Origin of the sequence: Streptomyces inusitatus, from assembly GCF_014651115.1 — a bacterium.
GTDB lineage: Bacteria > Actinomycetota > Actinomycetes > Streptomycetales > Streptomycetaceae > Streptomyces > Streptomyces amakusaensis.
Genome location: NZ_BMWG01000019.1, coordinates 80,617 through 104,887 on the forward strand (window position 1 = coordinate 80,617; position 24,271 = coordinate 104,887).

Genomic DNA, 24,271 nt, shown 5'->3' on the forward strand with positions numbered 1-24,271 from the left:
TGGCCGGCAGTTCAGGCGGTGCCGGGGCAGCTGTGGAGGGCCGTGATCTGAGCGGCGAGGGCCGGGATGTCGATGGTCTGGAAGTCGGTGGTGTCGACGGTGAGGACCGGTCCGGGCAGGTCCAGGGGTTCGTAGCTGCCGGCCAGCAGTTCGTCGCGGAACTCGTCGGCGTTCTGGTCGTCGCAATGCCCCGGATGCCGCTCGGCCGAGGAGGAGCGGGCGGTGAACCGCTCCAGCAGTACGGGGCCGTCGGCGACGCACCGGACCTGCACCACGGCGCAGCCGGTCCGGTCGATGAGGTGGAGGAAGTCCGCGGTCGCATGGGTGGGGCGGAAGTTCGACTCGGCCAGGCAGTCCGAGCCAGCCTTCAGGGCGGCTTCGAGGAGGTTGAACAGCACGGTCGCAGACGCGGCCCCGAGCTGCTTGGAACGCTGCCGATCGGACCAGCCCAAGGTGCCGAACAAGCTCTCCTTGATCGTGTCGCGGCTGTAGAGGGGCAGGGTCAGCAGCTTGGCGAGCTTGGTGGCGAGGGCGGTCTTCCCGGTGCCGGGAGGGCCGGAGACGATGACGGCAACGGGCATGCGGGTGGGCACAGGATGGTCTTCCGGGACAGGGTGAGCGTGAGGTCGGCCGACGTCTGCACGTGGAGCCGGCCGGTCAACTTCACGAAACCTACCGCCCGGTGGGAGTGAGCGCGGGGGCGGCGTGGCAGGTGAGTCATTCCAGCAGGTGAAGGCCCTCGGTGCAGACGCTGCTGCCGGAGGGCGTCGGTGACCTCGCCGGGGCTGCCGCCGACGGTCGCCAGTGCCCGTCCGGGCCCTGCGGCATGGCGGGGCCAAGGTTGCGGCGCTGGAGGTGGAACAGGCACGGGGGCGGCGCGGGCCGGCCCGGTGAGCGTCAGCGGTTCGAGGCGGTGGGCCAGGACGTTGATCGTGTGGCCGGCCCGCTCGGCCGTGCCGTGGATGAGGAGTCCGGGGTGGTCGAGGACGACTTGGTGGTACCGGTCCCACACGTGCGGCGGGACGATCACGTTGATCATGCCGGTCTCGTCCTCGATGTTGAGAAACACGGTGCCCTTCGCGGTGGGCGGGCGCTGGCTGTGGGTGACGAGCCCGCCGGTCAGCGCCGGGGTGCGGTCGTGGAGGAGGCGGATGTCGGCGGTGGTGGTGGCTCCGAGGCGGGTGAGGTGGCCGCGTGCGTGCTGGACGGGGTGGGAGGTGGGTGAGGCGCCGGTGGCCCACAGGTCCGCGGCGGTCTCTTCGGCGGGTGTCATGGCGGGGAGTTCGGGCGGTGCGGGTGGTTCGGCGGTGCCGGGGAGCTGTCCGTCGTGAGTGTGGGCGAGCGGGCTCGCGCTCCTGGCAGGCGTGGTTCGCTCTCGCCGCATTCGCCGCCGGGCCCCGCGGCACGAGCGGCAGGAGCGTGGCCCGGCCGCAGGCGCCGCGGCAGAGAAGCCGGGGGGAGTGCTGTGGCGGCGGCTGGCATACATCGATGCGGTGTGGGCTTCCGGAGGGCGGCAGCCGACTGCGGGTGGGCTTCCGGAGGGCGGCAGCCGACTGCGGGTGGGCTTCCGCCGTCTCTTCCGCACCCACTCCGGAGCCCTGCTCGCAGCTCCGGCCAGAACCGGCCACGCCTGCCGGCTCCCGCTGCCCGAGATCCAGCCCCTCCTCGCTGCGCGCCTCAGGGCCGGGCTGGTGATCCCGCCGCGAGTCCCCGAACTCGGTGGATCGCGTACATCCTCACCGTTCTCGCCCTGGGAAGGCCGCTCTCCCGAGCCACGCTCAGCGGCGGGCAGGAGAGAGGGGACCCGGTCCGACTCCCCTCGGGCAACTCGGACCCCACGTCGCACTCGGGAACATGGCGGACGCACATCTTGCCGTCACAGCAAGCCATACGGACCATTCGATTTGCTTTCGCAACAACCCCATCCCATGTGATGGGCATCACATTTCATGAGTGGTTGCATTGTCGCCCATACAGTGAATTGGTGCAGTTTTGGATCATTATCCACCTCGATAGCTTCACAGGTAAATCACAGGTGCGATGGGTGAAGCCAGGAGGTATGGGATATATGAAGATCAGTTTTCTCGCGCCGAATGAGCGCGCCGGGCCCCGGCCGAGAGTGGGCGTCGGCTACTTAGCCGGCGGGCTCGCACTGGCCCTGGCGGCGACCCTGGTCGACGCCAACAGTGCCGCGATGGCGGCGGTGCCGAAAACACCTGCCGCGCCCAAGAAGGCCGCGGCGACGCAGGCTGCCGACATTTCGTCCGCGCGGGTGGCGGCGCGGCTGTCGGGCAAGCGCGTGGAAGCCCTCTCGGAGCGTACGGAGACGTCGACGACGTGGGTGAACAAGGACGGTTCTCTCACCACGGATCTGTCAGCGGGGCCGGTCCGGTTCAAGGACAGGGCCTCTGGTGAGTGGCAGGACGTCGACCTCGATCTGGTCAGGGCGGCCGGCGGCGCGGTGGAGTCGAAGGCTCACCCCCGGGGGCTGGCCCTCGCCGGGAAGACGGGGACTCCGGCCCGTTCGCTGGCGGCCACCCGGACGGCGAAGGCCACCGACCTCGTCACCCTCGGCGAGGGCGACCAGCGGATCACCCTCCAGTGGAAGGGCGGACTCCCTGCCCCGACCCTGACTGGGACACGCGCCGAGTACGTCAACGCCGTACCCGGCGCGGACGTGGTCGTCGAGGCCACCCGCACCGGCTTCGAACAGTACGTCGAAATCAAGCAGCGCCCGGCCACCGCCGGGTACACCTACACCCTGCCGCTGAAGGCCGAGGGCCTCAAGGCCAAGCAGCTCGCCGACGGCAGTGTGCGGTTCACCGACAGGAAGAACAAGGTCAGGGCGGTGATGCCCGCGCCCGTGATGTGGGACGCCACCGTCGATCCCCTCTCCGGTGAGCACACCCGCCGCGTCCCGGTCGCGATGAAGGCCGTCAAGACCAAGGGCGGTGTCGACCTGGTCATCACCCCGGACGCGAAGTTCCTCGCCGACCCCAAGACGAAGTACCCGGTGACAGTCGACCCGTCGACCTCAGCCCTGGGCAACGTCTTCGACACCTACGTCCAGCAGGGCGAGACCGTCGACTGGTCCGGCGACACCGAGCTCGACCTCGGCAACCCCGGCACGACCAACCCGAACGGGACCGCCCGTACCGCCCGTTCGTTCATCTCCTGGGACACCACACCGATCCGGGACGCGCTGATCACCAACGCCACCCTGTCGCTGTGGAACTTCCACTCGGGCAACGCCACCTGCGTAGCCCAGCCGTGGGAGGTCTGGTCCGCCGGAGCCGCAACCACCTCCTCACGCTGGACCGCCCAGCCCGCCTGGACCGCGAAGAGGGCCACCTCCACCGAGACCAGGGGCCGCCCCGTCTGCACCGGTGCCCCAGACGGCTGGATCAACGCCGATGTGGGCACCCTCGTCCAGGAGTGGACCTCCGCGCAGGCCACCCGAGGCCACCTCGGGCTGCGCGCCACCAGCGAGACGGACACCGCCCAGTGGAAGCGGGTGAACTCCGCCAACGCGGCCTCCAACCCGCCGAAGCTGACGGTGTCGTACAACTACCGCCCCCGGACCGGCACCATGCAGGAGGCCGGACCCCCGTACTTCTCCCACGGGGGCGACTACACCGTCAACACCCTGCGGCCGGTCCTGCGCGACAGTTTCGTCGACGCCGACGGCGACAAGGTCAACAGCACCTTCCAGATCTTCGACAGCGTCACCGACACCCAGGTGGGCGCTCTTCGCGTCTCACCGTACGTGCCTTCCGGCGCGGTGGCCTCGATCACGGTGGCGGCCGGCGTGCTGACCAACGGCAGGACGTACAAGTTCCGGACCAACCCCTCCGACGGGGCCCACTACAACCTGGCCTGGTCGCCGTGGAGGACGTTCACCGTCGACACCAGTGCGCCCTCCGCGCCGACGGGGATCACCTCCACCGACTACCCGCCCACCGCCTGGGTCAAGGGCGCCGGACAGACCGGTGTCTTCACCGTCACCCCGCCCGCCGCCGACCACAACTGGCTGGAGTGGTCGCTGGACGGCGTGACCTGGACCAAGGTCACCACCGACGGAACCGGCGGAGCCAGGAACATCGGCATCGCCCCGCCCAAGGACGGCACCCACACCCTCCAGGTCCGCGCCGTCGACAAGGCCGACAACAAGTCCGAGCCGGTCGAGTACACCTTCCACGCCGGACCCGGCGGCTTCATCCAACCCACCGACGGCGAGCGCACCGCACACCGGCTGCCGCTGGTCGCCGAGGCCGACGCGACGGCGTACGACAGCGTCTCCTTCTACTGGCGGCGTTCCGCCGCCGACCTCTGGAGGCCGATCCCCGCAGGCGACGTCACCTCCGCCGGCACCCCGCTGACCGGCTGGCCCGTCGCGCTCACCGCGGGCAAGAACGCACCCCTGGTGTGGAAGACCACCGACACCGTCAACCTCGACGGCACCGTTCAGCTCAAGGCCGACTTCACCGGAGCGGGCTCAGCGGCCGGCTCCACCCAGTCCCTGACCGTGGTCGTCGACCGCAACGCCACTGACGCCGCCGCAGATCAGGTGGGCCCGGGTTCGGTGAACCTGATCACCGGGGACTACACACTGTCGGCCAACGACACCTCCGAGTTCGGGCTGTCCACCTCCCGCACCGCTTCATCCCGTGAGCCGGACAAGGGCGCCACCCAGGCGGGGCAGGCTCCCATCTTCGGCGAGGAGTGGGTGTCCGGCACCGTCGCCGAGCTGACGGAGTCCGCCTACTCGCACATACGCAAGATCTCCGACACCGCGGTCGCGGTCGTCGGCTCGGACGGTTCGGAGACGTACTTCACCGCCAACGCGGCGTCGAACGGCTGGATCCCCGAACCCGGCTCCGAGCACCTGACCCTGCAGGGCAGCACCACCGGCTCGTTCACCCTGTCGAACACGGACGGCACGGTGAACGTCTTCACCAAGCCGGACCCCACGGTGCCGACATGGCAGGTGTCCTCCACCCTGCGCAACGGCCTGACCAACTCCACCACCACGGTGGTCTCCGAGACGACCTCCCACAACGGGCTGCCCGTCGCCCGACCGAAGTGGATCATCGCGCCGACCTCGGCCGTCACAGCCGCCGAGTGCGCGGCCAACCCCGCCGCCAAGGGCTGTCGGGTACTGGAGTTCCAGTACCCGACCACCACCACCGCCATCGATGGCGTCCTCGGTGACATGGTCGGCCGGGTGAAGGCGATCCGGCTGTGGGCCACCGAGCCCGGTGCGGCGACCTCCACGGCCCTCAACGTCGCCTCATACGCCTACGACTCCGCCGGCCGGCTGCGCGAGACCTGGAACCCGCGGATCTCACCAGCGCTGAAGACGGCCTACGCTTACGACGCCGCAGGCCGCGTCACCCAGCTCACCCCTCCCGGCGAACTTCCGTGGACCTTCACCTACGGCACCGCCGGCGGCGCGTCCACCGCAGGCGCCGGGATGCTGCTGAAGGCCTCCCGCTCCGGACTCCAGCAGGGCACCGCCGACGTGGAGCAGGGCACCGCGACCATATCCGTGGTCTACGGCGTACCGCTGACCGGCGTCAACGCCCCCTACGCCATGGGCACGGCCGACGTCAGGACCTGGGGACAGACCGACACCCCCACCGACGCCACCGCCCTCTTCCCGGCCGACTCCGTACCGGCCTCCCACACCGGCGGGTCGCTCACCGCCACCGACTACGCCCGGGCCGAGGTCCACTATCTCGACGTCTCCGGCCGCGAGGTCAACTCCGCCGCACCCGGCGGCCACATCTCCACCACCGAGCACGACCGCTTCGGCAACACCATCAGCAAACTGAGCCCCGGGAACCGCGCCGTCGCACTCGGCCTCACCCCGCGAGACCAGGCCACCCAGGCCGAACTGGGCATCGCCCAGCTCTCCACCACGGGCCGCGCGGAGCTGCTGACCACCCGCTCGGTATACGACCAGAGCGGCACCCGCGAGACCGACCGGTTCGGGCCGCTGCGCCGGATCGACCTGACGGCGGACCTGAAGTCCGGCACCACCACCCTGGTGCCGTCCGGCACCTCGGTCACCGCCCGTCCCTGGACGGTCAACGAGTACGACGGGGGACGCCCCACCGACGGTACAGCGGTGATCAAGGACCAGGTCACCAAGGCCGTCGCGGGCGCCGAAGTACGCGGATACCCCGGTCTCCGGGGAGAGGGTCACACGACGCAGACCGTGTACGACTGGGCCAAGGGGCTCGCTGTCCAGGCGGTCAAGGACCCCGGCGACCTCGCGATCACCGAGGCGACCGAGTACGACGCCCAGGGCCGCATCGTCAAGCAGCTGCTCCCCGGAGCGGGCGGCACGGACGCGGCGACCCGCGCGACCGCATACTGGTCCGCGACCGGAACCGGAACCTGCCGGGGCCGCCCCGAATGGGCCGACCTGATCTGCTCCACCGGACCGGCCGGCACGATCACCGGCGGCGGCGCGCACCCGGATCAGCTCCCGACCACGACCAGCGAGTACGACTGGTACGGCAACACCGCCAAGACCACCGAGACCGCGAACGGCGTCACCCGGACCACCACCACGGCCTATGACGACGCCGGCCGCCGTACCGCGGTCGTCATCAGCGGCGGAGTCGGGGACACGCCGCCGACGACCGCCTACGAGTACGCGACGAGCGGCGGACAGGTGGCGAGGATCACCTCGCCGACCGGCGGAACGATCACCAAGGCGTACGACCGGCTCGGTCGCGTGATCTCGTACACCGACGCCGACGGCGGTGTCACCACCACCGAGTACGACCTCCTGGACCGGCGGGTCCGGGTCGCGGACTCGGTTCCCTCCGCAGTCACCTACACCTACGACCACACCGCCGAACCCCGCGGTCTGGTCACCCGGTCCACCGACTCGGTCGCCGGTCACTTCCAGGCCACCTACGACTCCGACGGCTCGGTCCTGACGGAGAAGCTGCCGGGCGGTTACACCCTCACCCGACGCGAGGACACCGCCGACTCCCCGGTGGAGCTGGTGTACACCCGCGACAGCGACGGCACGACCGTGTACTCCGACACGGTGACCCGATCGGTCCACGGTCAGATCACCACACACTCCGGCTGGTCCAACCAGGACTATCGCTACGACGCGACGGGCCGGCTGACCACGGTCGAGGACACTGTGGACACCGTCTGCACCCGGCGTGGTTACGCTTTCGACGCACGCTCCAACCGCACATCGCTGGCCAAGGCGACCGGCACCCCCGGCGCGGACTGCCCGGCGGGCGCGGGGACCTCCACCACCCACGCATACGACAGCGCCGACCGGGTGGCCGACGCCGGGTACGCCTACGACGCCCTGGGACGCAGCACCACAGTTCCCGGCAATGGCACGATCGAGTACTACGCCAACGACCTCGTCCGCCGGCAGACCGTTAACGGCGAGCGCCAGACCTGGCAGCTCGACGCCCAGCAGCGCTTCCGCTCCTGGACGAGCGAGACCGGCAGCGGCTCCGCCTGGACGCAGACCGCGTCGAAGCGCAACCACTACGACAGCGACGGCGACAACCCGCGCTGGATCGTCGAGGACACGGCCAACGGGGCTCTGAGCCGCAACGTCGACTCCACGACGGGTGAGCTGGGAGCCGTCACCGACAAGACCGGTCAGGTCACTCTCCAACTGGCCAACGTCCACGGCGACATCTCCCTGCTCCTCCCGCTGGACGCCGCTCAGGCCCCGCTCGCGCTGGACAGCGACGAGTACGGAAACATGCGGTCCAGCCCAGTGGCGACCCGCTACGACTGGCTCGGAGCCAAGCAGCGCTCCACTGAGACACTCACGGGCGTAGCCCTGATGGGCGTCCGCCTCTACAACCCCACGACCGGCCGGTTCCTCTCGGCCGACCCGGTGTACGGAGGAAACGCGAACTCCTACATCTATCCCGCGGATCCCGTGAACATGTACGACCTCACGGGTATGTACAGCGTCAGCCGGAGCTGGTACAAGATTTCCGTCACCCTCTCGAAGAGGGAGAACGAAGCTGTGATGAGCGGCGGAGGCTATGCCGCGGCGTTTCTCGGCGGCATCAAGAAGATGGGCTTCTGGGGACGCATCGCCTACCACGCCTTCCTGGGCTTCGGGACCCTCGCCTGGCTCGCCAGTCGCCAAGGAAAGTGCCTGCGGGTAACCGTCAGTTTCATGCGCCCCTACCCGAGTTTCGCGAAGTGCGCAAAGAGGTGACAGCGGATGAACGCTTCCCTCTGGTACGACGGAATCCCGACCCGGGCCATTGCCTGGCTGTTGATCGTGACCGTCCTGGCAGCCACGACCCTGCGGAGTGATCAGAGCGGTCTCGTCAGAGGTCTCGCGACAGCGGCGGCTCTGATCGTCATCGCGGGGTCGGTCCAGCAGATCATCCAAGGCGCGAGAGCGTCCGCAGAGGGACAGCGGGACTGATACGGCAAGGAGCGCGGCCACCGCTGATCGTGGGTTCGAGAGGACACACGATTACGCGGTGGGCGCGCGCTGTCGTGAATGTCCTGCCCGCAGAGCCAGCCACGTTGGGGCCTTTACTTCGGATTTTGAACCCGTCTGTGCGGCTCGGGTCAGGGTAGTCGCTGTTGGGCGGAGGTTGCGTTCGAAGGCGATCGGAAGACCGCTGGCCGAGACGGAAACGCCGGCGTCGGGTGTTGTACCGGGCCGCCTCGCGGAGAACGCCGCGCTCTCCCTCCAGCTCGCGAATCCCCTTCCGGGCCGCGGCCGACTCCGTCTGAACACCGTCACCGTCTGCCCGCGCAAGGGCCGGGGGCGCGGAGTGGGCGCCGGAACGCCGTCCGTCGGCGGGCCACTCCGCTTCCCTGGACCAACAAGATCCAAGTCTCTCCGGTGTCCAACTTGGCTCACGCAGCCGAGTACGGCCGGTTTCCATCTCCTCGCCGGGCCGTCTATGGGGGTTGAATTCATTTTCAGTCGACATCCACATGGAGGAAAAGAGAATGATCTTCCGTAGGGTCACCTCTGTCTGTGCAACCTTTATAGCCATCGCCGGCCTGTCGCTGGGTGCCACCTCATCAGCTTCGGCCGAGAACGGAGCGAAGCGCTATCCGGCGGGAAGTGGATTATCCGAGGGGCGGGCGGTCAGTCCAGCTGATGCGACAGGCTGGCGGCTGCAGAACTTCAACAGCGGACAATGTGCCGTCGCGCGAGGCGGTGCGGAGAGCAGCCCTGTTGTTCAGTTCCCATGCGGCGCCTACGATGATCAAGGCTGGACGTACCCGCATCACGGCGGCATTCTCAATCAGATCGCGAACAGGAACAGTGGTAAATGCATTGTGGTGCGTGGTTCGACCTGGGGTAACAAGGCGGTTCAGTCGGAATGCAATGCAGGCTATGCAGACCAGATCTGGGAGGCTCATTCCTTCCGGCACACCAACGGCGAGACGCTCTGGTACTTCCTCAAGAGGGGAACAGATCTCGCACTCACTGTTCAGGGAGGGAGCGCTAACAATCAGCTCATCCAGGCAAACTACGGCGGCTATGCCGATCAGTGGTGGCGGGTAGCTGTTTGAGGAACTAGATGTATTGCCCTGTGAGGTTGAGGACGCGGCCGGCGGGTGATTCGCCTGCGAGGGCGGTGTGTCCGCGGTGGTGATTGCAGGGCGGGAGTGGTCTCGGCGGCGGTGTGGATGTAGCTGTAGCCGGCCCCGGAGCGGTTCTTGCGGCCCGCTGGGCGGCCCACGCCTTGTGGCCGCCGTCGTCGGGGAGGTTGCCGAGTTTCTTGATGTCGACCGAGGGCAAGAGCGGCGGCCCACGATGGCTCGCCTTGACCTAGCTGCCAGGCTCCCCGCCGTCGTCCTCAGGAAGAACAGCGCCGCGCCCTGGCCGCTTTCCTCCAGAGCTGGGGCCGCGGCGGGCGGAACGTTGTAGCGGTGGACGGGTACCTGCGGGCTCAGGCTGCTGCCCGGGCGGGGTAGAGGGGCGGTGGTGGGCGGGGACGATCGCGTCGGCGGACGCGGTGGCGTGGAGGGCGACGTCGACGCTGCCGGCCCGGCTGGTGTCGAAGCGGACCTCGACCGACTGCGGGGAGCGAACCCAACGCGCGAGGCGAACACCCACAAAGCAGCCAGTAAAATCCGCCCGGCGCACCCGTAGCCGGGCGGTGCTCTGTTCGAGGCCGAGGCGGGGGTGTCGGAGGCGACCAAGTCCGCCAGGTCCTCGCGGCGGCAGACGTCCGCGGCTTGGTCGGGGTACACGTACTCGTGAAGACCAGACCGACGAACCGGCCGGACTCCAGGGATTTGGCGTTGCCCGGCGCGACATCATTGGGCTCGGGATGGATTGACGGTCATGTTCTCGCCGCTTGGCTCAGTCGGTGTCCTCGTCGAGGTTCGTGGTCGAGGCAGGGAACTCTATGGGTTTGCATTCCCTGTACAGCCAGTTGAACCGTCCCTGGTAGGGGTCGGCGACCACATGGTTGCGCAAGGCGAGGATGGCCTCGTCGTTCTGGCGCAACCCCCTATAAGTGAGGTTCTGGCTGCCCGCATACAACGTCGATTGAGAGCCTCTGCGAACGATCATAAATTTTTCATGCATCGTCACGCCGCCTGCGGCCGTGTGGCCGCAGTGGCGAACGGGAACAGCGCGGGCGAGATCCTTCAGCGCCGCGAACCCGTTCTCACCGGTGACGACCCTGACCCTGCAGCCCCGCTCACGCGCGGCAATGAGTTCCCTCACCACGGCTCGCCGCTGAATCCTGAAGTTGGCCAATTCGATTCGCGTCTCCCCTGAGGAGCCGCACGTGGTATTTCTGAGGAGAGTTGAGATTGGATCGTTGCTTGCGCTCCGTGGCCCTCCAGTAGCCTCTCTTCGGGGGAACGTGTACACCCGATGCGCACCAGCCGTGAAAGTTCTTCCGTAATTGTTGTTGACTCTCCCGCTCTCACCGTGCCGCATGAGGTCGTTGAAATATCTGAGATAGTCCCGATAGAGACCAGCATGACTGATGGTTAGCGCGCTTTCGTATGCTCCGTAGTAGTCGAGATTGGCGGAAGAGACATAGAGTACGTTCTTCGCGGTTGCGCCTCCTGTCAGCTCAACGCTGGATACGGTCATGAACTTATTGTGATTGATCGGCCGCTTGTCGAGCGGTGCTGAATTGATCCTGTTGCTCATGCAACCCCTGACTGGACTGTCGCCAGAACTCCTTGGATCGCACTCGACGATCTTGACCGAGGGAATCGCTTTGAGGGCCTGATGCCAACTGTTTCCGACCATATCGCCATCGACGACAATCTGGATACGCACTCCGCGGGCAGCGGCCGTTTGGAGAGCCCCGACGATCTCCTGGCGGTTGAAGAAGTAAAGGGTGAGAGAAAGAGTTGCCCCTGGTGAGGCGGCGTTGATTACCCGGCTCACATGCCGCACGACGCCGTCGTGCATTTTCTTCTGGTCCTCGATCGTCGCGGGCTTGGCGTTGAACCACGTGTGATTCCGTACCTCTGAGGGTGCTACCGGTGTCGCAGCGCTCGCGACGGTCCTCGCGCTTGAGGTCACTGCTACGGAATCGGGCGTCGTGAGAGTGGCCGCAATGATCGACAAGGACAAGGCTGATATGGCAGTACGCACTCGCGACATGGCTGCTCCTCTGCTGCCTAGCCGATCGGAGGTTGCCTGGAGATGGTTTCCGAGTACAGAGGTGAAGTACAGATAAAATGCGGACAATATTTCTGGATCTTCGGTTCGGGCGCAGATCTTGGGGAGTGGTTGCGGAGCATGAAGATGTCGTTCGATTGAGAGGGTGGTCAGCCCTGGTGGCCGGCGTGGGCGCGGAGGATCAAAGGGGCCGGGAACCGCTCGGCATCGCCTTCGGAGAGATGCGGCTAAAGGCCCAGAGCGGGTACTTCGCCGAGTAGGCTGTGATCATTATATTGCAGACCCTGACCATTAAGACGGAGAACGCAGACGGCGTTTTGAGTGGGTGTGTTGGCGGCATCTTCACCCAGGACCAGCCGCCCACGTGCCAGGTCGACAGCTTCACCGAGCTGATCCGCCGGGATGTGCATCGACTGGCCCACCTCCGGCCGTCTGCCCTGCGCCTGACGCCCCCGTACGGGAGAGGCCGGACGGTCGGGTGTCGCCGGCCTTTCGCTGTCGGATAGACGACGGTGTCTCCCTGCCCACCGAGCTGGGGCGGTGGGCAGGGTCCATCCCGTGCTCGGCCCGCCCGGCGACGGGTGGGAGGACAAACTGGGTGAGCTGCGCGGCGCCAATCTGCTGCAGTACCAGGACGAGCAACGCGCAACAGTTATGGCCGTCGCCCGTTCCTCCATCTGACCGACAGGCAAGCCGTATGTGGTCCCGGCCCTCTCCCGGGGCGGTCCCTCGGCGGTCCGCCCCCGCTCTGGCAGCCGGCGCCGTTCGAAGAACTCGGCCCGAGGGCCGGCCTCCCGAGGTCCTCGGGGCCCGGTCCGGCGGGACGGACCGGGGGCCGGTGGGTGGCCGTAGGGCTCAACTCATCTGCTGGGCAGGACGTCTGTACTTCTGTACACCCATCGGCCGGCCGACCACCGGCAAGGGCAGGCGGCACGGGACGTTGGCCCCGCTGGTACCTGTCTGTGGGCTCACAGCAATCAGCAACGTGACGGAGAACGCATGCGCAGGACGCTTACTAGCGTCGCCTCATTCGCCCTTCTGCCGGGCACGGCGACGGCAGCCGGAGCCGTCCGGCGGGGGACGGCGAACCCGGAGGCGGAGGCATCTTGGAAGGTGTCGGCGGGGCCGACATCAAAGACCGGATCGTGGCGATACCAGGGTTGCGGCTGATCAAGGAGGAGCCATATCCGGGATACCGGTTCTTCACCTTCACCTACGAGCAGCCGATGAATCACCGCAACCGGACGCGGAGTCGTTCCGGCAGAAGTTCACTCTGCTGCACCGGAACACCGGGCCCCATCGAGGACACACCGGTCAGGCGAACCGGCGCAGGTGCGTGAGGTCCGCGGGGCGCAGCGAAGGGCCCGCAAACACCTCGACGACGATGGCGCTCATGGCAGGGGCTTCGCGCGTCCGGCCCGCACCGCCTGGAGGCGCACACCCAACAGAAGAACGCCGCCTCCCAGGCGATTCTGCGCAAGCACGGATTCCGTTCCTGGGGCATCGCCCACGAACACTTCTACGCCGACGGTGCGTGGCGTGACAAGGTGTTCTGGGAACGGAGGCTGAACGGCGGTGCCAGATTCCGGCGGCGTTCGACGCCGCCGCCGAGGGTGAGCAAGACATCGCATCCCGCACCCGCCGGGCTCTGTGAGACCGCATCAACGAAACGGGACTGCTCGACCGGTGCGTGCGTGACATCAAGCACCTTCTTCCTTACGACGGTGCTCGCAAAACGGCAGAGGGACAGGACCGGATGACCTTGCAGTCGTGACAGCGACACGCACGTCCCAAGCGGCCGCAACTACGGCGACGAGTCGATCTGGTGACCGTCATCATCCTCGCCAACTTCCCCTCCGGACTGCGTGGCTCTCTCACCCGCTGGCTCCTGGAGATCTCCGCCAGCGTTTTCGTGGGCGCCCCATCGGCTCGCGTACGCGAAGCTCTCTGGGCAGAAGTTCGCCAATACGCGGACCAAGGCCGTGCCCTTCTGGTCCACCAGACCAACAACTGGTCAGGGAGATGCAGATCATGTACCACCAGCAGACAACAACTTGCTCGTGTCGTATTCGCCGAAGAAGCTGGGCTTCTTCTAGACACAGAAAATGGGCGCCTGGCCAGGGGGTTTCCCTACCAGGGGCCCTTCGTAATGCGTTTCTACGCGGTGAGTCGAAATTTAGTGTTACTTCCGGTTTCTCTCACCTGAATCCCACTTCGTAGTGACGGAAGAGGACTTGGATCTCTGCCCGGCGCGGCGGAGATCGTAGGGTCGTTTGGCGAGTTCGAGGGCGTGTTCGTCCAGAGTGAGGGCGGCTTCGTGGGCCCGGTTCCAGGTGCTGCCGTAGGCGGAGGCGTCGATGTAGTCGCCTTTGGCGTTGCGGAAGATGCGGACGAGTATGAGTGGGATGGGTACGGGTCGGGTGGCTTTGGCGGCACGTCGTTTGAGGGAGTGGATTTCGCGGACGGAGCCGTTGTCCGCCCATTCCTTTCCGGCGGTGACGACGCCGCCCTTGAGGTTCAGCAGGCCCCATCCTGCGGCCGGGAGGCGGCACTGGGCTTTGCGGAGGTGGATGACTTGGGGTTGGGGACGCAGTCCGGGTCGACCTCGTCCGCCACTTCCGGTGCTGTCCATCGGAGCCCGTTGAGTGGGTTGCGGGTGAAGTATCCGCGTTCAACGGCCACACCGAAGACCTCGTTGACCGCCGCCTTCTTGCGTTTCACGGTTTTGGCCGCAGCGGCCGTTCCGTCGAGTTTGTGGCACAGGGCGTCCAGCACGCGGCGAAGGGTGTCGGGGTCCTTCAGCTCGCTCACGGGCAGAGAGTTCCGCTCCAACCAGGCCAGTGCCTCCTGCCGCTCCTCCCCCGGCTCGGCTTTCCAGGCCTTCTTGCTGAATCCCATGAGCACAGGGGCCGATGGTTAAGCGTGCTGGTCAGAGCACCAGGCTGACCAGCGGCGGAGGCGGGTATCACCACCCTCGCCGTGTGCCGGCTCGTACGTGACCGCAGGCACCGAGGACTGAAAGACCTTCTGGCCTACGGCGTAGCCTATGTTCGTGAGAATGCGCAGCTCCGTTGCGAGAGGTCGGTTCCCGTGTCCGGTACGGGCGGAGCGCGACCGTAAGGGCCTCCGTATCCGGGGTCCGCCCTACGGGGCGAACTGGCCGTCAAGCAGGGCGACAGTCCCGGGGCCTGATGGGGTCGCGGGTGATGATGGGCCGGTGTCCCGTGGCGGGGGCCGCCCCAGTCGGGCTCAGTCGTTCTGCGGTGGGACTCCGGGGCGGAACTCCACCAGCGGGCCGTAGGAGTAGCGCTTGCCGTTGACGCTGTCGCCGCTGGCGGTGTTGCCGGTGACCACGGTGTTGGTCACCTTTGAGTCGAACCCGCCCTCGCTCACCGAGTTGATCCGCACCGCGTGACGGGTGACGCCTGCCGCGCTGCGCGCCACCGTCACCGTGTTGCTGGTGATCTCCACTCCGTTCAGGGAGTTCGCGGCGACGGATACCGGCGGCTGACCCGGTGCCTTCGCCGTCATCGGGCTGACGTAGATGCCGCCGCATCCCCTGTTGACCGTGTTCCCCCGGATGACCAGGGCGGTGGTGTTCATGGGGCCGATGGCGTCCCACTTGGCGTCGTCCACCACGTTGCCCTCGATCAGCACGCGGGCGTGCACCTGACCGGCCTTCTCGCCGCCGGTGTGCGAGCCGATCAGTTTGGCCCAGGAGGGCTGGGAGCCGGAGGCTGCCACGTGGTTGCGCAGCACCCGCACATCCACTGTCGGTGTGCCGTCGGCCGCACCCGCCCAGGTGTTGTTCGCGCTCGGCAGGTCGAGCTGGACGGCCTCGCCCTGCCAGAGCCCCGCGGTCGGGTTCTCGACCCAGCCCATGAAGAAGGAGTCCTGGACCACTGCCCGCCGCACGGCGTTGAGCTCGACCGCGTGCCACCACTTGACGTTGTAGACCGTGACACCCTCGATCTCGATGTCCTGGGTGTGGATGAAGGTGAGGGCGTTCATCGGCGGAGCCTTGTCGGCGCGGGCGCGCGCGGCCCCCGTGTCCTGCCACACGTACGCGGAGATGGGGTCCCACTCGCCGCCCCTGATCCTGATGTTGCCGGGGGCGGCGTATCCCCTGGTGGTCGCGGCGGGCACATGGTTGATCAGCATCGTGGCGGCCTTGGCGCCGCTGACGGCGGGCGCCGTGAACATCCGCTGCCCGTCGACCTGGTACACGGGCGTGGGCGAATGGTCGTTCGTCTCGTCCAGCTTGTACTTCCGGCTGACCGTCCCGAACCTGGCGACGAAGCGGGCGCCCGTCGCGTCCAGGAAGGTATTGCCTCCGATGACGAGGGTGTCGAGGAGTGTGTAGGTCGGTACGCCCGCGTACCCGGCCTTCACGATGATCCGCCCCGCGCTGTCGACACCGTCCGGGCCCGCGATCCCGGCCGCCGCGTCGTCCAGCGCCTTGCGCAGCCTGCGTGCGTGGGCCGCCTCGCCCGGCACGGACGGATTCACGCCTGTCGCGGCAGCCCGCGCGGCCCAGTGCCCGCCCCCGGATAACGCGGCGGCCACCCCGGCCACCGCTCCGCCGCGGATCGCACCCCGCCGGCTGATCCCTCTCATGGTCCCCGCCTCGCCTCTCGCCCACCAGTGGTCCAATATGAACACTATTGCGAATACAGTACGATTCATGGAAGACACGGCTGACCCGGCTTCGGCCAGGGAGTCGAAGAACTGCGACACACCGGCTTCCTGGTCCGCTCTCAGCCGGGATCCGCCCTCACACGGAATGCCTCCAGCTCCGCCGGGCCTTTCAGTTGCCGGGGCCGTTGAGGATCCACGACAGGTTGAACCGTCGCCACAGGATGGCGCGGTACGAGTGAGGCCCGGTCCCGTCGTTGAAGAAGTCGGTTTCGACGAGCGCGCCGATCCGGTAGTCAGCGGTCTTGGCCATGCTGGAGTAGCCACCCTCGTAACCGACTCCGGCAGCCGGAGCGTCGCCAAGGCTGCGGCTCGGACCGAAAGTCCGGGCGTCCGCGTCGTAGCTGATGCGTACCCGCATCGCTCTCCGGCTGTTCACCGAGGCCGAGTTCAGGAAGACGGTGCGGGCGGGTGAGTCGAGATTGTAGGAGAGTACGGAGCCCTGACACCTCGGATCGGGCAGAGCGGTGTCGGCGCTGAACGGTGCGAAGCCGTCGAGTGTGCCGCGGGCGACCAGCCGGTGGGTACCCGTGCCGGCCGGCCGGTCGTTGCGGTAGAGGCCGCCATCGGGGGTCTGGGTGATCGTTCCTTCACTGCCCGCACCGGCGAGTGACTGGTAGGACCAGGTCCGGTTGCCAGTGGGGCCCCGGCCGACGAGGTTCCGGCCCTGCGCCGGCACCACTAGTTCACCGGAGCGCATACGGATGCCGTTGCCGGGACCCACGGCATCCCACGACCATCCGTTCGGGGTGAGTTGCGATGTCATGTTCCGCGGGGTGGACCAGGTGGCGCCGTCGTCGGTGCTCGTCGTGAGGTAGAGACGGCGTCGTCCCTCGTCGGTCGAGTCGACCTTCTTGGTGAAGGTTCCGTCCGGCAGAAGGTCGTTGCCGTGCTGGCTTCGGTCACCGGCGTTCCAGGACATGAACAGATGGACGGTGCCGCCGTCCACGACGGGTGTGGGATTGCCCCATGTCCCGTTCCCCGCCCCCGTGACCTCCCTGAGGGGCTCCCAGTCGCCCGGGTCGGCACCATGGTCCGATGTGGTCCGGGTGCGCTTGTACACGAGGTTGATGTCACCGAAGTCCCGGTTGTCGTGTCGCCGCCCCTCTGCGAACGCGAGCACTCTGCCGCTTCCCGTCGTGACCACGGCCGGTATCCGGAACGAGTGGAAGCCGACTCCGGAGGCGAGTTTGTCGGGCGACGACATGTTGGCGCTGCGGAACAGGGCGAACTCCCTGTGGTAAGGCACAGCCGTCTTCGCGGGGTCGTCCGCCGCCGCGGAATCCGAACCGGCGGGCCCCGTCACCACGGTCAGGGCAACGCTGACTGCCAGCATGAACCGGATGGCCGAACGCATGAAGGTCATGTCGTTCCTCTTCTGCCTGTACAGGCACAAGGCTCTTTCGACGAATCAGACCGGAACATCGCGTGAACGGACAGTGGAACACGCCCTCAAACCAGTGGATACCACACTGCGCGCCAATGGCTCATTTGTGGAACCTTTGTCCGGAGTGTGGTTCTTGCGCTGGAACCGGCCAGGCCCTGGCTTCCCTAGCGCCTCTTCGGCCTCGCCACAACCCACGGGGTACGTGCCTCAAGTCATACCTCTGCGACCTTGCGCGCCGAGACCACTCGTCAATCCTAATGACTGACTGTCAGACACGCTGGAATGGAGTGCATGTGAAGCACCATCGATTAAGGGCTCTACGAACCGTCGTCGCTGGACTCGCAACTCTCCTCATCGTCGTTGCCGGCCCTGCGACCTCAGCCTCGGCCGCCCCCACCTACTGGACGTACCAGAGCAAGTACAATTTCGCCTGCCTGACGGCCTCGGCCGACTCCACCAAAGTCTTCACTGACACATGCCAGGGCTGGCACGCACAGGACTGGGACTGGGTCGGCCCCGCCAACTCGTATGGCCAGCACCAACTGAAGAGCCGGACGCGAGGCTTGTGTCTCACCACTGACGACAAATCGGACCGCAACGCGATCTGGCTGAGTTCGTGCGGTGGCAAGGTCGGGCAGTACTGGGACAACGATATGCCTCAAGTCCTCTTCAGCGCCGTGGCGTTCGGTAGCAACAGCCTGCGGATATCTCCCGGATACTCCTCCGTCTACAGCTCGGACATGGTCACCGACAAGGACAGGCACGGCATCCCCTACGAGGCTCACTACTGGTGGGCCTCGGCTCATTCCTGATCCTCAGAGGCCGGACAGTCTGCTGGTGAGCTCATGCGCGTCGGCGAACGAGGCACTGCGGCAAAGGGCCTCCGTCCAGGGCGGAGGTACCCGGGTTGTCGCTTTTGAACGAAGAAGCCGTGCAGCCGATTCTTGCCGGTGATGCCGAGCGTGGCTGCGAGGTCTTCGGCGCGTCGTGCCTGTTCCGGGCTCACCGGCACCAGATCCCCTGGGCTCCTGGCCGTGGCTTCCTCCCGGGGACACACCGGTGCGCACTTCCGGGAACGACAGCCCTCGCCGACGACCCCTCGATGGAGACACCGTGCTTTCTCGTCCGGTACGACGCCGCAGCCCGGTTCTCACCGCACTGCTCCTCCTGGCCCTCCTGCTGTCCTCGCCTGGGCTGTACGCGGCCCCGGTCTCCCAGGCGGCCGAAGGTACGCGACCACAAGAACGCGGAGGAAGGGCCATCCTTCCGGGAGCGGTGTCCACGCCTTTCACCCACCACACCGAGGGCTACGCCTGCTTCCGGATACCCGCGCTGATCACCACCGTGTCCGGTGCGCTGCTCGTCTTCGCGGAGGGCCGTGTCGACGACTGCGGCGACATCGGGCACATCGACATCGTCATGAAACGCTCGCTCGACGGAGGCCGGACCTGGGGGCCACTGAAGAAACTGAGCGGCGCGGCCGACACTCTGGCCCACGGGAACCCCGCACCCGTCGTCGACGCGGCGACCGGCCGGATCTCCCTGCTGCACGCTTCCGGCGCGTGGAGCCTCGGGTCGGACGGAACCCGCGTACGGGGCCCGCGCTCTCTGCACGCGCTGAGCAGCACGGACGACGGGGTGACCTGGACGGCGAGGGGCCCGCTGAACCATCTCAAGCCAGCGGGCTGGTCCTGGGTCTCCACCGGCCCCGGCCACGGTCTCCAGCTCGCCGCCGGCCCGAACCGTGGCCGACTCGTGATTCCGGGCGATCATACGACCGAGGATGCCCAGGGCGGCGGACAGCTGTACTACAGCGACGACGGCGGACAGAACTGGACGCTCGGAGCCGTCCACCGCGTCCCCAGGACCTCCGCCCACCCCTCGGAACTCGCCGTGGCGGAACGAGCGGACGGCTCCCTGTACGTGAACGCCCGCAGCTCGGCCACCTGCGGCACCGACGACCACCGGATGACGGCGACCAGTGTGGACGCCGGTCATACCTTCGCCACCCCGTTCATCTCCGTACCCTCCCTGGAAACGCCCCCCGTCTTCGGCTCCCTGCTGCGCATGCCCTCCTCCGGCCCGAACCGGCCCCGCCTGCTCCTGTCCGCCCCCTCCCGCCCGGGCGCCCACACCGTGGAGGACCGCCGCACCCTGGCCATCCGCTCCTCCTTCGACGAAGGCCGGACCTGGCAGAGCGCCGGTACTGTCGTCGAACCCGGACGGGCCGGCTACTCCGACCTCACCCTGCTCCCCTCCGGCGCCATCGGCCTGGCCTACGAGACAGCGTCCAACACCCCGCACGGCACCGTCCGCTTCACCTCCTTCACCGAGACCCAAATGGATGCGGAACGCGAGGAACTGCGCCTCCCGCGCACCTCCGACAGCACCGGGAACCGCAACCACGCCGTCGTCCACGGCGGAGCGGTCCTGGGCAGCCGCGGCTCCGGCCGGGCCATCGAACTCGACGGCCGGGACGACTACCTCCGCCTCGTCAACTGCGCCCCTTCGCTGCGCCTGGGCGGTGGCGACTTCACCGTCACCGCCTGGTTCCGCCACACCGGGACCAGCGGACCACAGCCCATCGTCTGGGGATACGGCCAGGGCGCGGGCGCCCGGCAGTTCTGGCTGAGGGCCGAGCCGAGCAGTGGAACCGTCCGCGCCGCCATCGACACCGGCACCGCGTCCGCCTCCGTGGAGACCCCCTCGTCCTACAACGACGACGCCTGGCACCACGTGGTCTTCCAGCGCCAGGGCGGGCGACTGCGTCTGTCCGTGGACGGCGGCACGGTCCACACCGCCGCCGCTCCCGCGGGGGACATCACCCCGCCCGGGGCCTTCACCATCCATCTGGGAGCACGCCCGGACTACGAGCAGCTGTTCCGGGGCGGCCTGGACGACATACGGATCTACGGCCGTGCCCTCACTCCGGCGGAGTACGCCCGGGTCCGCGACGGCGCCACCGACGTAGCCGTCGAGGAAGAACGCGTCCGCCTGGGATTCACCACCTTGTGGTGAGCACCGGACACGGACCAGCAGGGCCCGGGACCGCCACGTTGTCGCCCCGCACTCCTTCACCACCGCAGACACTCCCGCACATCATCCGGCACCCACCCATGTCACCCCATGGGCGGCTCTCACTCCCACCGCCCCAGCGGTCCCCACTTACCCCGCCGAAACCCTCAACGGTGACACGCGCGGCCATGCCCGCATGTCACCACGGTCGCTTTCCACCCGGAAACGGAGGGCTGGATTCTGCACCTCCGGCTCGACTGCCGGTGCCACATAGGTACGCGGCACCGGTTCCGGCCTCGGCGGACAGTCCCCGCTGGCGCGAGGCAGGGCGAGAAACGGTTCACCGGAGCGTCGCATGTCCCGTCCGGCGGGTAGTGGGGGTGAGCGTCGGCGGTGAGTCCGACGGCCGGTGGTTCTTCGTGGCTGGACTCATGGGGCGACATCTATGGAGAACACTACGCGATCGCCTTCAGCGGTGTTTATCTTCTCGTTCAGACCCCACAGGCGCCCTGAGAAACGGGAATACGAGAGGTTCTGGGTCATTCGTGGTGCCATGGTGAATACGTGGGGTGCCTCCTCCTTTCTGGCGCGGTGAATGCAGCTGAACGCATCCTCGTGGTCTGGGGGCACGTCCCCGTTCCATCCGGGTGGGCATTGCCCGCTCATGTAGTAGTAAGTGCCGTCGGTGGCAACCCCCTGCATGGCCCATACCGGTGTCGTGTAACCCTCCTCCGCGGTACTCGTGGCGATTCCGGCGCCGCTGCCGGACTCGGGCAGTGCCGTGGAACTGTTGAGAGGCCACCGGATGACGCGGCCACCCGCACCGGCCGCCGGGGAACGGTACTCACCTGAGACGAGAACGTCCTTGCCCGTCCGGTCCAGGCTCAGGGAGCCGAGGCAGACCCAGGATCCCGTGGCCGCCTGACAGCCGCGGGGATTCTGCCGATCGCCTGTCCAGTAGCGGCCGATCATGGGCATGGCCCACGCATGCCACCGGGCGGATGAAACGCCGTTGGCTACACCAACCCGTTCCGAACTGGATCCCATTCGCCATATATGCCTCATGTCATAGACTTGAAGCTCCCCTCCATTCGCCACGAAGAGCCTGTTTCCGTACCAGACCATGCCGTCCGTGTGAGTCCTGGTCACGGCGGTGAAGGATCCGTCGAGGGTGGGCTCAACCAGCAGGACGTGTCCGTACGCAGTGCTGCTTCCGGTGTTCTTCACGAAGGAGACGCGCGCGAACTCGTTCTGTGAACCGTTCTTCCCCCGGTACCAGGAGGCCAGATACACATGGCGGCCATTGATGGTTCCGTCGGCGTTGTCACTGTCGTGACTGGCCGTCAAACCCTGGGGAACCCAGCCACCGGGATCTGTTCCTGTGTTGTTGTAGTTGCTGCTCCGGTCGTCTCCCTCATCCCAGCAGAAGCCGTCCGGTATGTAACGGGTGTTGAGCCTCGTCGCATGGCACAAGAGCGGTCGGCCGATATGCTGCGCACTTTCGGCCACGGAAAGAGCCGAGACTTTCGTCACCGCGCCGCCCGCTTCAGCTCTCTGGATACCCGTCTGATATCTCTCCCAGATGTCCGTGCTGGTGTCGCCCGTGACATCCGGAGTGTGAACCGTGTTGAGCTTGAACGTGCTCACCGTGGAGGGGCTGATCCGGGCGAGGACGGTAGCAGCCATCGCGGGCGGTGCCAAGGCGAGGCAACTGACCAGCATGGCCAGCGTCAACAGTACCGCGGACGCGGCACGACGGGCGTGAGTCCTGCACACTGAGCCGATGTTGTCCACCTGCATCCGACCGCATCGGAGTGATTCCGCCAGGCCATGCGTGCCGCAATTCCGGGAGGGTAATCGTGTTTCCCGGGCAGAGGCCCGAATTCGCTCTTCCATGATTCTCCGTCGATTCACCGATGGTGGCATGTGGCGTTCGGGGTGAGCTGTGACGTCGTGATCCTCGGCGTCGACCAGATGATGCCGCCGTAGGCGCTCGCCGTGAGGCAGAGGCGGCATCAGCCTTCGCCGGCCGGGTCACGTTCTTGGTGAGGATCCCGTCCGGCAGGAGGCGTTGCCGTGCTGACCCGCAGCCGCCCGCGTTCCACGATTACGGTCCCGTGGCCTGTATATGGCTGCGGAAACCTATCGGACACGAAGTGCAGTACGAAATGATGCCAGGAATCATCGCAGCCGGAACTGTCTAATTCGGACAGGCTCGCAATGCACGAGCCGACCGGGGCTACGACTTCGGCAAGTACCGTCGCTCGCTGTGGAAGCGCGGCATCAAGCCGCTGATCGCCCGACGCGGCGTCACCCACGGACTCAGGGCTCGGCAAAGTCCGTTGGGTGGTGGAACGGACCCTCGCCTGGCTGCACCAGTTCAAACGACTCCGGGTCCGCTACGAACGCCGCGCCGACCTCCATCAGGGCCTGCCCGAACTGGCATGCGGCCTCATCGGACGAACGCCGAGTCCTCCACAGTCCGTTCCACACCTCCATCGCGTCGAAGCCGAGGAAGGGGAACATGAAGTCGCCCGAGTCCGTCCCTGACCTGGTGGTTCCAGTCGACGACCTCGCCGGGATTGATGCCGAGCGCGAGCCAGTGCCCAGTCTTCATCCCGCCTGCTGAGGGCGGGGGCGGGTCAGGTTCTGTGGCGGGTGGCGATGAAGGCGGCCCACTCGTCGGCGGACTGGGCGATCGAGTCGGCCGTGGCCCTGTGCTCGGCGGCGAGGTCGTGCCAGCGCCGTGCCTCGGCCCGCGTGAGCACGGCCACGGCCTTCGGGTCGGCCGTCGTCCAGCCCGGTACCCGGGCCGCCCACTGCCACGCCTGCTCCGGGGAGTGCCCGCCCGTGGAGACCAGGCGCATCCCCCACAGCGCCATGTCGATCCACGCCGGGCCGGCCGTGGCCCATGACCAGTCAACCAGGCGGGCCCGGCCGCCGTCCTCCACCAGGACGTTGGTCGAGGCCGGATCTGTGTGCAACAACTGTGAGCCGGTGAGCAGTTCCCGGTCGGCGTCGGCGCAGTAGTAGCCCCACCGGTCCCAGGCGGTGGGCAGCCGCACCTCGGGCGGCGCGGGCAGGGGCGCCAGTTCGGCCAGTGCCGCGGCGACCGGCGCGAGGTCCGGCGAGCCGGGAACGAAGTCCGCGTCCCGGCCCGCAACCCCCTCGAAAGCCAGGAGATGCCAGCCGTGGCCGTCCAGGCGCCACAGGATCCGTGGCGCGCTCGGGGGCAGATGGGGGTTCACCGCCTCCTCCAGGTCCAGCTCGTCCACGGGCGACCAGCCGGGCCCCCACCATGAGTCGTCCTCCTCAAGGCCTGCACCGTCAGCGGGTACGGGGGCACGCTCGCGCTGCCCCTTGACGAAGACGAGCGCCCCCGATTCGAGGTCCAGCAGGGAAGCGATCCCGGCCGCGGCCGAGTGCTCGGTGTCGCGGGCGGTGAACGACATACCGAGACGCTCACCCACTTCGGCCACCACCGCCTCGGGAAGCTGCGCCCAGCCGATGCGCCCGGACGTCACCCTCAGTTCCCG

Annotated in this window: 14 protein-coding genes and 4 pseudogenes; 10 read left to right on the top strand and 8 right to left on the bottom strand. The window is 67.4% G+C overall.

Annotation, left to right across the window (positions count from 1 at the left end; all coding sequences use genetic code 11):
• Positions 1 to 11 precede the first annotated feature (11 nt).
• Positions 12 to 581, bottom strand: a complete 570-nt coding sequence (locus tag IE247_RS24770; RefSeq protein ID WP_190125474.1) for a P-loop nucleotide/nucleoside kinase family protein — start codon at positions 579 to 581, stop codon at positions 12 to 14.
• 395 nt (positions 582 to 976) lie between these two features.
• Between IE247_RS24770 and IE247_RS24775 the strand changes: the two genes are divergently transcribed.
• The 4 genes from IE247_RS24775 to IE247_RS24790 all read left to right on the top strand — a co-directional run bounded on the left by IE247_RS24775 (position 977) and on the right by IE247_RS24790 (position 9,555).
• The gene (locus IE247_RS24775; RefSeq protein WP_190125475.1) at positions 977 to 1,225 is read left to right on the top strand and encodes a hypothetical protein; all 249 of its coding nucleotides are present in this window, start codon (positions 977 to 979) and stop codon (positions 1,223 to 1,225) included.
• A 969-nt stretch (positions 1,226 to 2,194) separates the two neighbouring features.
• Entirely contained in the window at positions 2,195 to 8,227 is a 6,033-nt protein-coding gene (locus IE247_RS24780; protein ID WP_190125523.1) for an RHS repeat-associated core domain-containing protein, read from the top strand.
• Between the two features lie 6 nt (positions 8,228 to 8,233).
• Complete coding sequence (locus IE247_RS24785; RefSeq protein ID WP_190125476.1) at positions 8,234 to 8,443, top strand: hypothetical protein; 210 nt, start codon at positions 8,234 to 8,236, stop codon at positions 8,441 to 8,443.
• 539 nt (positions 8,444 to 8,982) lie between these two features.
• A complete protein-coding gene (locus IE247_RS24790; protein WP_190125477.1) occupies positions 8,983 to 9,555 on the top strand; it encodes an RICIN domain-containing protein in 573 nt (190 codons plus the stop codon).
• Positions 9,556 to 9,559: 4 nt separating this feature from the next.
• Here IE247_RS24790 and IE247_RS35055 read toward each other — a convergent pair.
• Both IE247_RS35055 and IE247_RS24795 read right to left on the bottom strand, forming a co-directional pair.
• Positions 9,560 to 9,661, bottom strand: a pseudogene (locus IE247_RS35055) (IS481 family transposase); the annotation flags it as partial.
• A 690-nt stretch (positions 9,662 to 10,351) separates the two neighbouring features.
• Entirely contained in the window at positions 10,352 to 11,590 is a 1,239-nt protein-coding gene (locus IE247_RS24795; RefSeq protein WP_190125478.1) for a phospholipase D-like domain-containing protein, read from the bottom strand.
• Positions 11,591 to 12,744: 1,154 nt separating this feature from the next.
• Here IE247_RS24795 and IE247_RS35060 point away from each other — a divergent pair.
• The 3 genes and pseudogenes from IE247_RS35060 to cas2e form a co-directional block, all read left to right on the top strand.
• Positions 12,745 to 12,978, top strand: a complete 234-nt coding sequence (locus IE247_RS35060; RefSeq protein ID WP_190125479.1) for a hypothetical protein — start codon at positions 12,745 to 12,747, stop codon at positions 12,976 to 12,978.
• 242 nt (positions 12,979 to 13,220) lie between these two features.
• Positions 13,221 to 13,467: pseudogene (locus IE247_RS34510) on the top strand (type I-E CRISPR-associated endonuclease Cas1e); the annotation flags it as partial.
• Positions 13,464 to 13,658, top strand: a pseudogene (gene cas2e, locus IE247_RS34515) (type I-E CRISPR-associated endoribonuclease Cas2e); the annotation flags it as partial. The pseudogenes IE247_RS34510 and cas2e, both read left to right, overlap by 4 nt.
• Before the next feature lie 497 nt (positions 13,659 to 14,155).
• Here cas2e and IE247_RS24810 read toward each other — a convergent pair.
• The 3 genes from IE247_RS24810 to IE247_RS24820 form a co-directional block, all read right to left on the bottom strand.
• Positions 14,156 to 14,536 carry a site-specific integrase gene (locus tag IE247_RS24810; RefSeq protein WP_190125481.1) on the bottom strand — a complete coding sequence of 127 codons (381 nt, stop codon included), beginning with the start codon at positions 14,534 to 14,536 and terminating at the stop codon, positions 14,156 to 14,158.
• Between the two features lie 351 nt (positions 14,537 to 14,887).
• Positions 14,888 to 16,255: a hypothetical protein gene (locus IE247_RS24815; protein ID WP_190125482.1), complete on the bottom strand. Its 1,368-nt coding sequence runs from the start codon at positions 16,253 to 16,255 to the stop codon at positions 14,888 to 14,890.
• A 190-nt stretch (positions 16,256 to 16,445) separates the two neighbouring features.
• Positions 16,446 to 17,699, bottom strand: coding sequence for an exo-alpha-sialidase (locus IE247_RS24820; RefSeq protein ID WP_190125483.1), 1,254 nt, complete (start codon positions 17,697 to 17,699; stop codon positions 16,446 to 16,448).
• Positions 17,700 to 18,013: 314 nt separating this feature from the next.
• On the opposite strand from IE247_RS24820, the gene IE247_RS24825 reads away from it, so the two are divergent.
• Positions 18,014 to 18,532, top strand: coding sequence for a ricin-type beta-trefoil lectin domain protein (locus IE247_RS24825; RefSeq protein WP_190125484.1), 519 nt, complete (start codon positions 18,014 to 18,016; stop codon positions 18,530 to 18,532).
• 463 nt (positions 18,533 to 18,995) lie between these two features.
• Positions 18,996 to 20,738 (top strand): sialidase family protein, encoded by a 1,743-nt coding sequence (locus tag IE247_RS24830; RefSeq protein ID WP_229869336.1) that lies wholly within the window; start codon positions 18,996 to 18,998, stop codon positions 20,736 to 20,738.
• A gap of 426 nt (positions 20,739 to 21,164) precedes the next feature.
• Here the strand turns inward: IE247_RS24830 and IE247_RS24835 are convergent, their stop codons facing one another.
• A complete protein-coding gene (locus tag IE247_RS24835; protein ID WP_229869337.1) occupies positions 21,165 to 22,382 on the bottom strand; it encodes a hypothetical protein in 1,218 nt (405 codons plus the stop codon).
• 581 nt (positions 22,383 to 22,963) lie between these two features.
• Between IE247_RS24835 and IE247_RS24840 the strand changes: the two are divergent.
• A pseudogene (locus tag IE247_RS24840) lies at positions 22,964 to 23,285 on the top strand (transposase); the annotation flags it as partial.
• Between the two features lie 92 nt (positions 23,286 to 23,377).
• Here the strand turns inward: IE247_RS24840 and IE247_RS24845 are convergent.
• Positions 23,378 to 24,187, bottom strand: coding sequence for an aminoglycoside phosphotransferase (locus IE247_RS24845; RefSeq protein ID WP_190125525.1), 810 nt, complete (start codon positions 24,185 to 24,187; stop codon positions 23,378 to 23,380).
• Positions 24,188 to 24,271 lie beyond the last annotated feature (84 nt).

Excerpts from the sequence above, each read along its gene's own strand:
- IE247_RS24770 (WP_190125474.1), bottom strand. The coding sequence starts at position 581 with ATGCCCGTTGCCGTCATCGTCTCCGGCCCTCCCGGCACCGGGAAGACC.
- IE247_RS24780 (WP_190125523.1), top strand. The coding sequence starts at position 2,195 with ATGGCGGCGGTGCCGAAAACACCTGCCGCGCCCAAGAAGGCCGCGGCG.
- IE247_RS24785 (WP_190125476.1), top strand. The coding sequence starts at position 8,234 with ATGAACGCTTCCCTCTGGTACGACGGAATCCCGACCCGGGCCATTGCC.
- IE247_RS24790 (WP_190125477.1), top strand. The coding sequence starts at position 8,983 with ATGATCTTCCGTAGGGTCACCTCTGTCTGTGCAACCTTTATAGCCATC.
- IE247_RS24810 (WP_190125481.1), bottom strand. The coding sequence starts at position 14,536 with ATGGGATTCAGCAAGAAGGCCTGGAAAGCCGAGCCGGGGGAGGAGCGG.
- IE247_RS24815 (WP_190125482.1), bottom strand. The coding sequence starts at position 16,255 with ATGAGAGGGATCAGCCGGCGGGGTGCGATCCGCGGCGGAGCGGTGGCC.
- IE247_RS24820 (WP_190125483.1), bottom strand. The coding sequence starts at position 17,699 with ATGACCTTCATGCGTTCGGCCATCCGGTTCATGCTGGCAGTCAGCGTT.
- IE247_RS24845 (WP_190125525.1), bottom strand. The coding sequence starts at position 24,187 with ATGTCGTTCACCGCCCGCGACACCGAGCACTCGGCCGCGGCCGGGATC.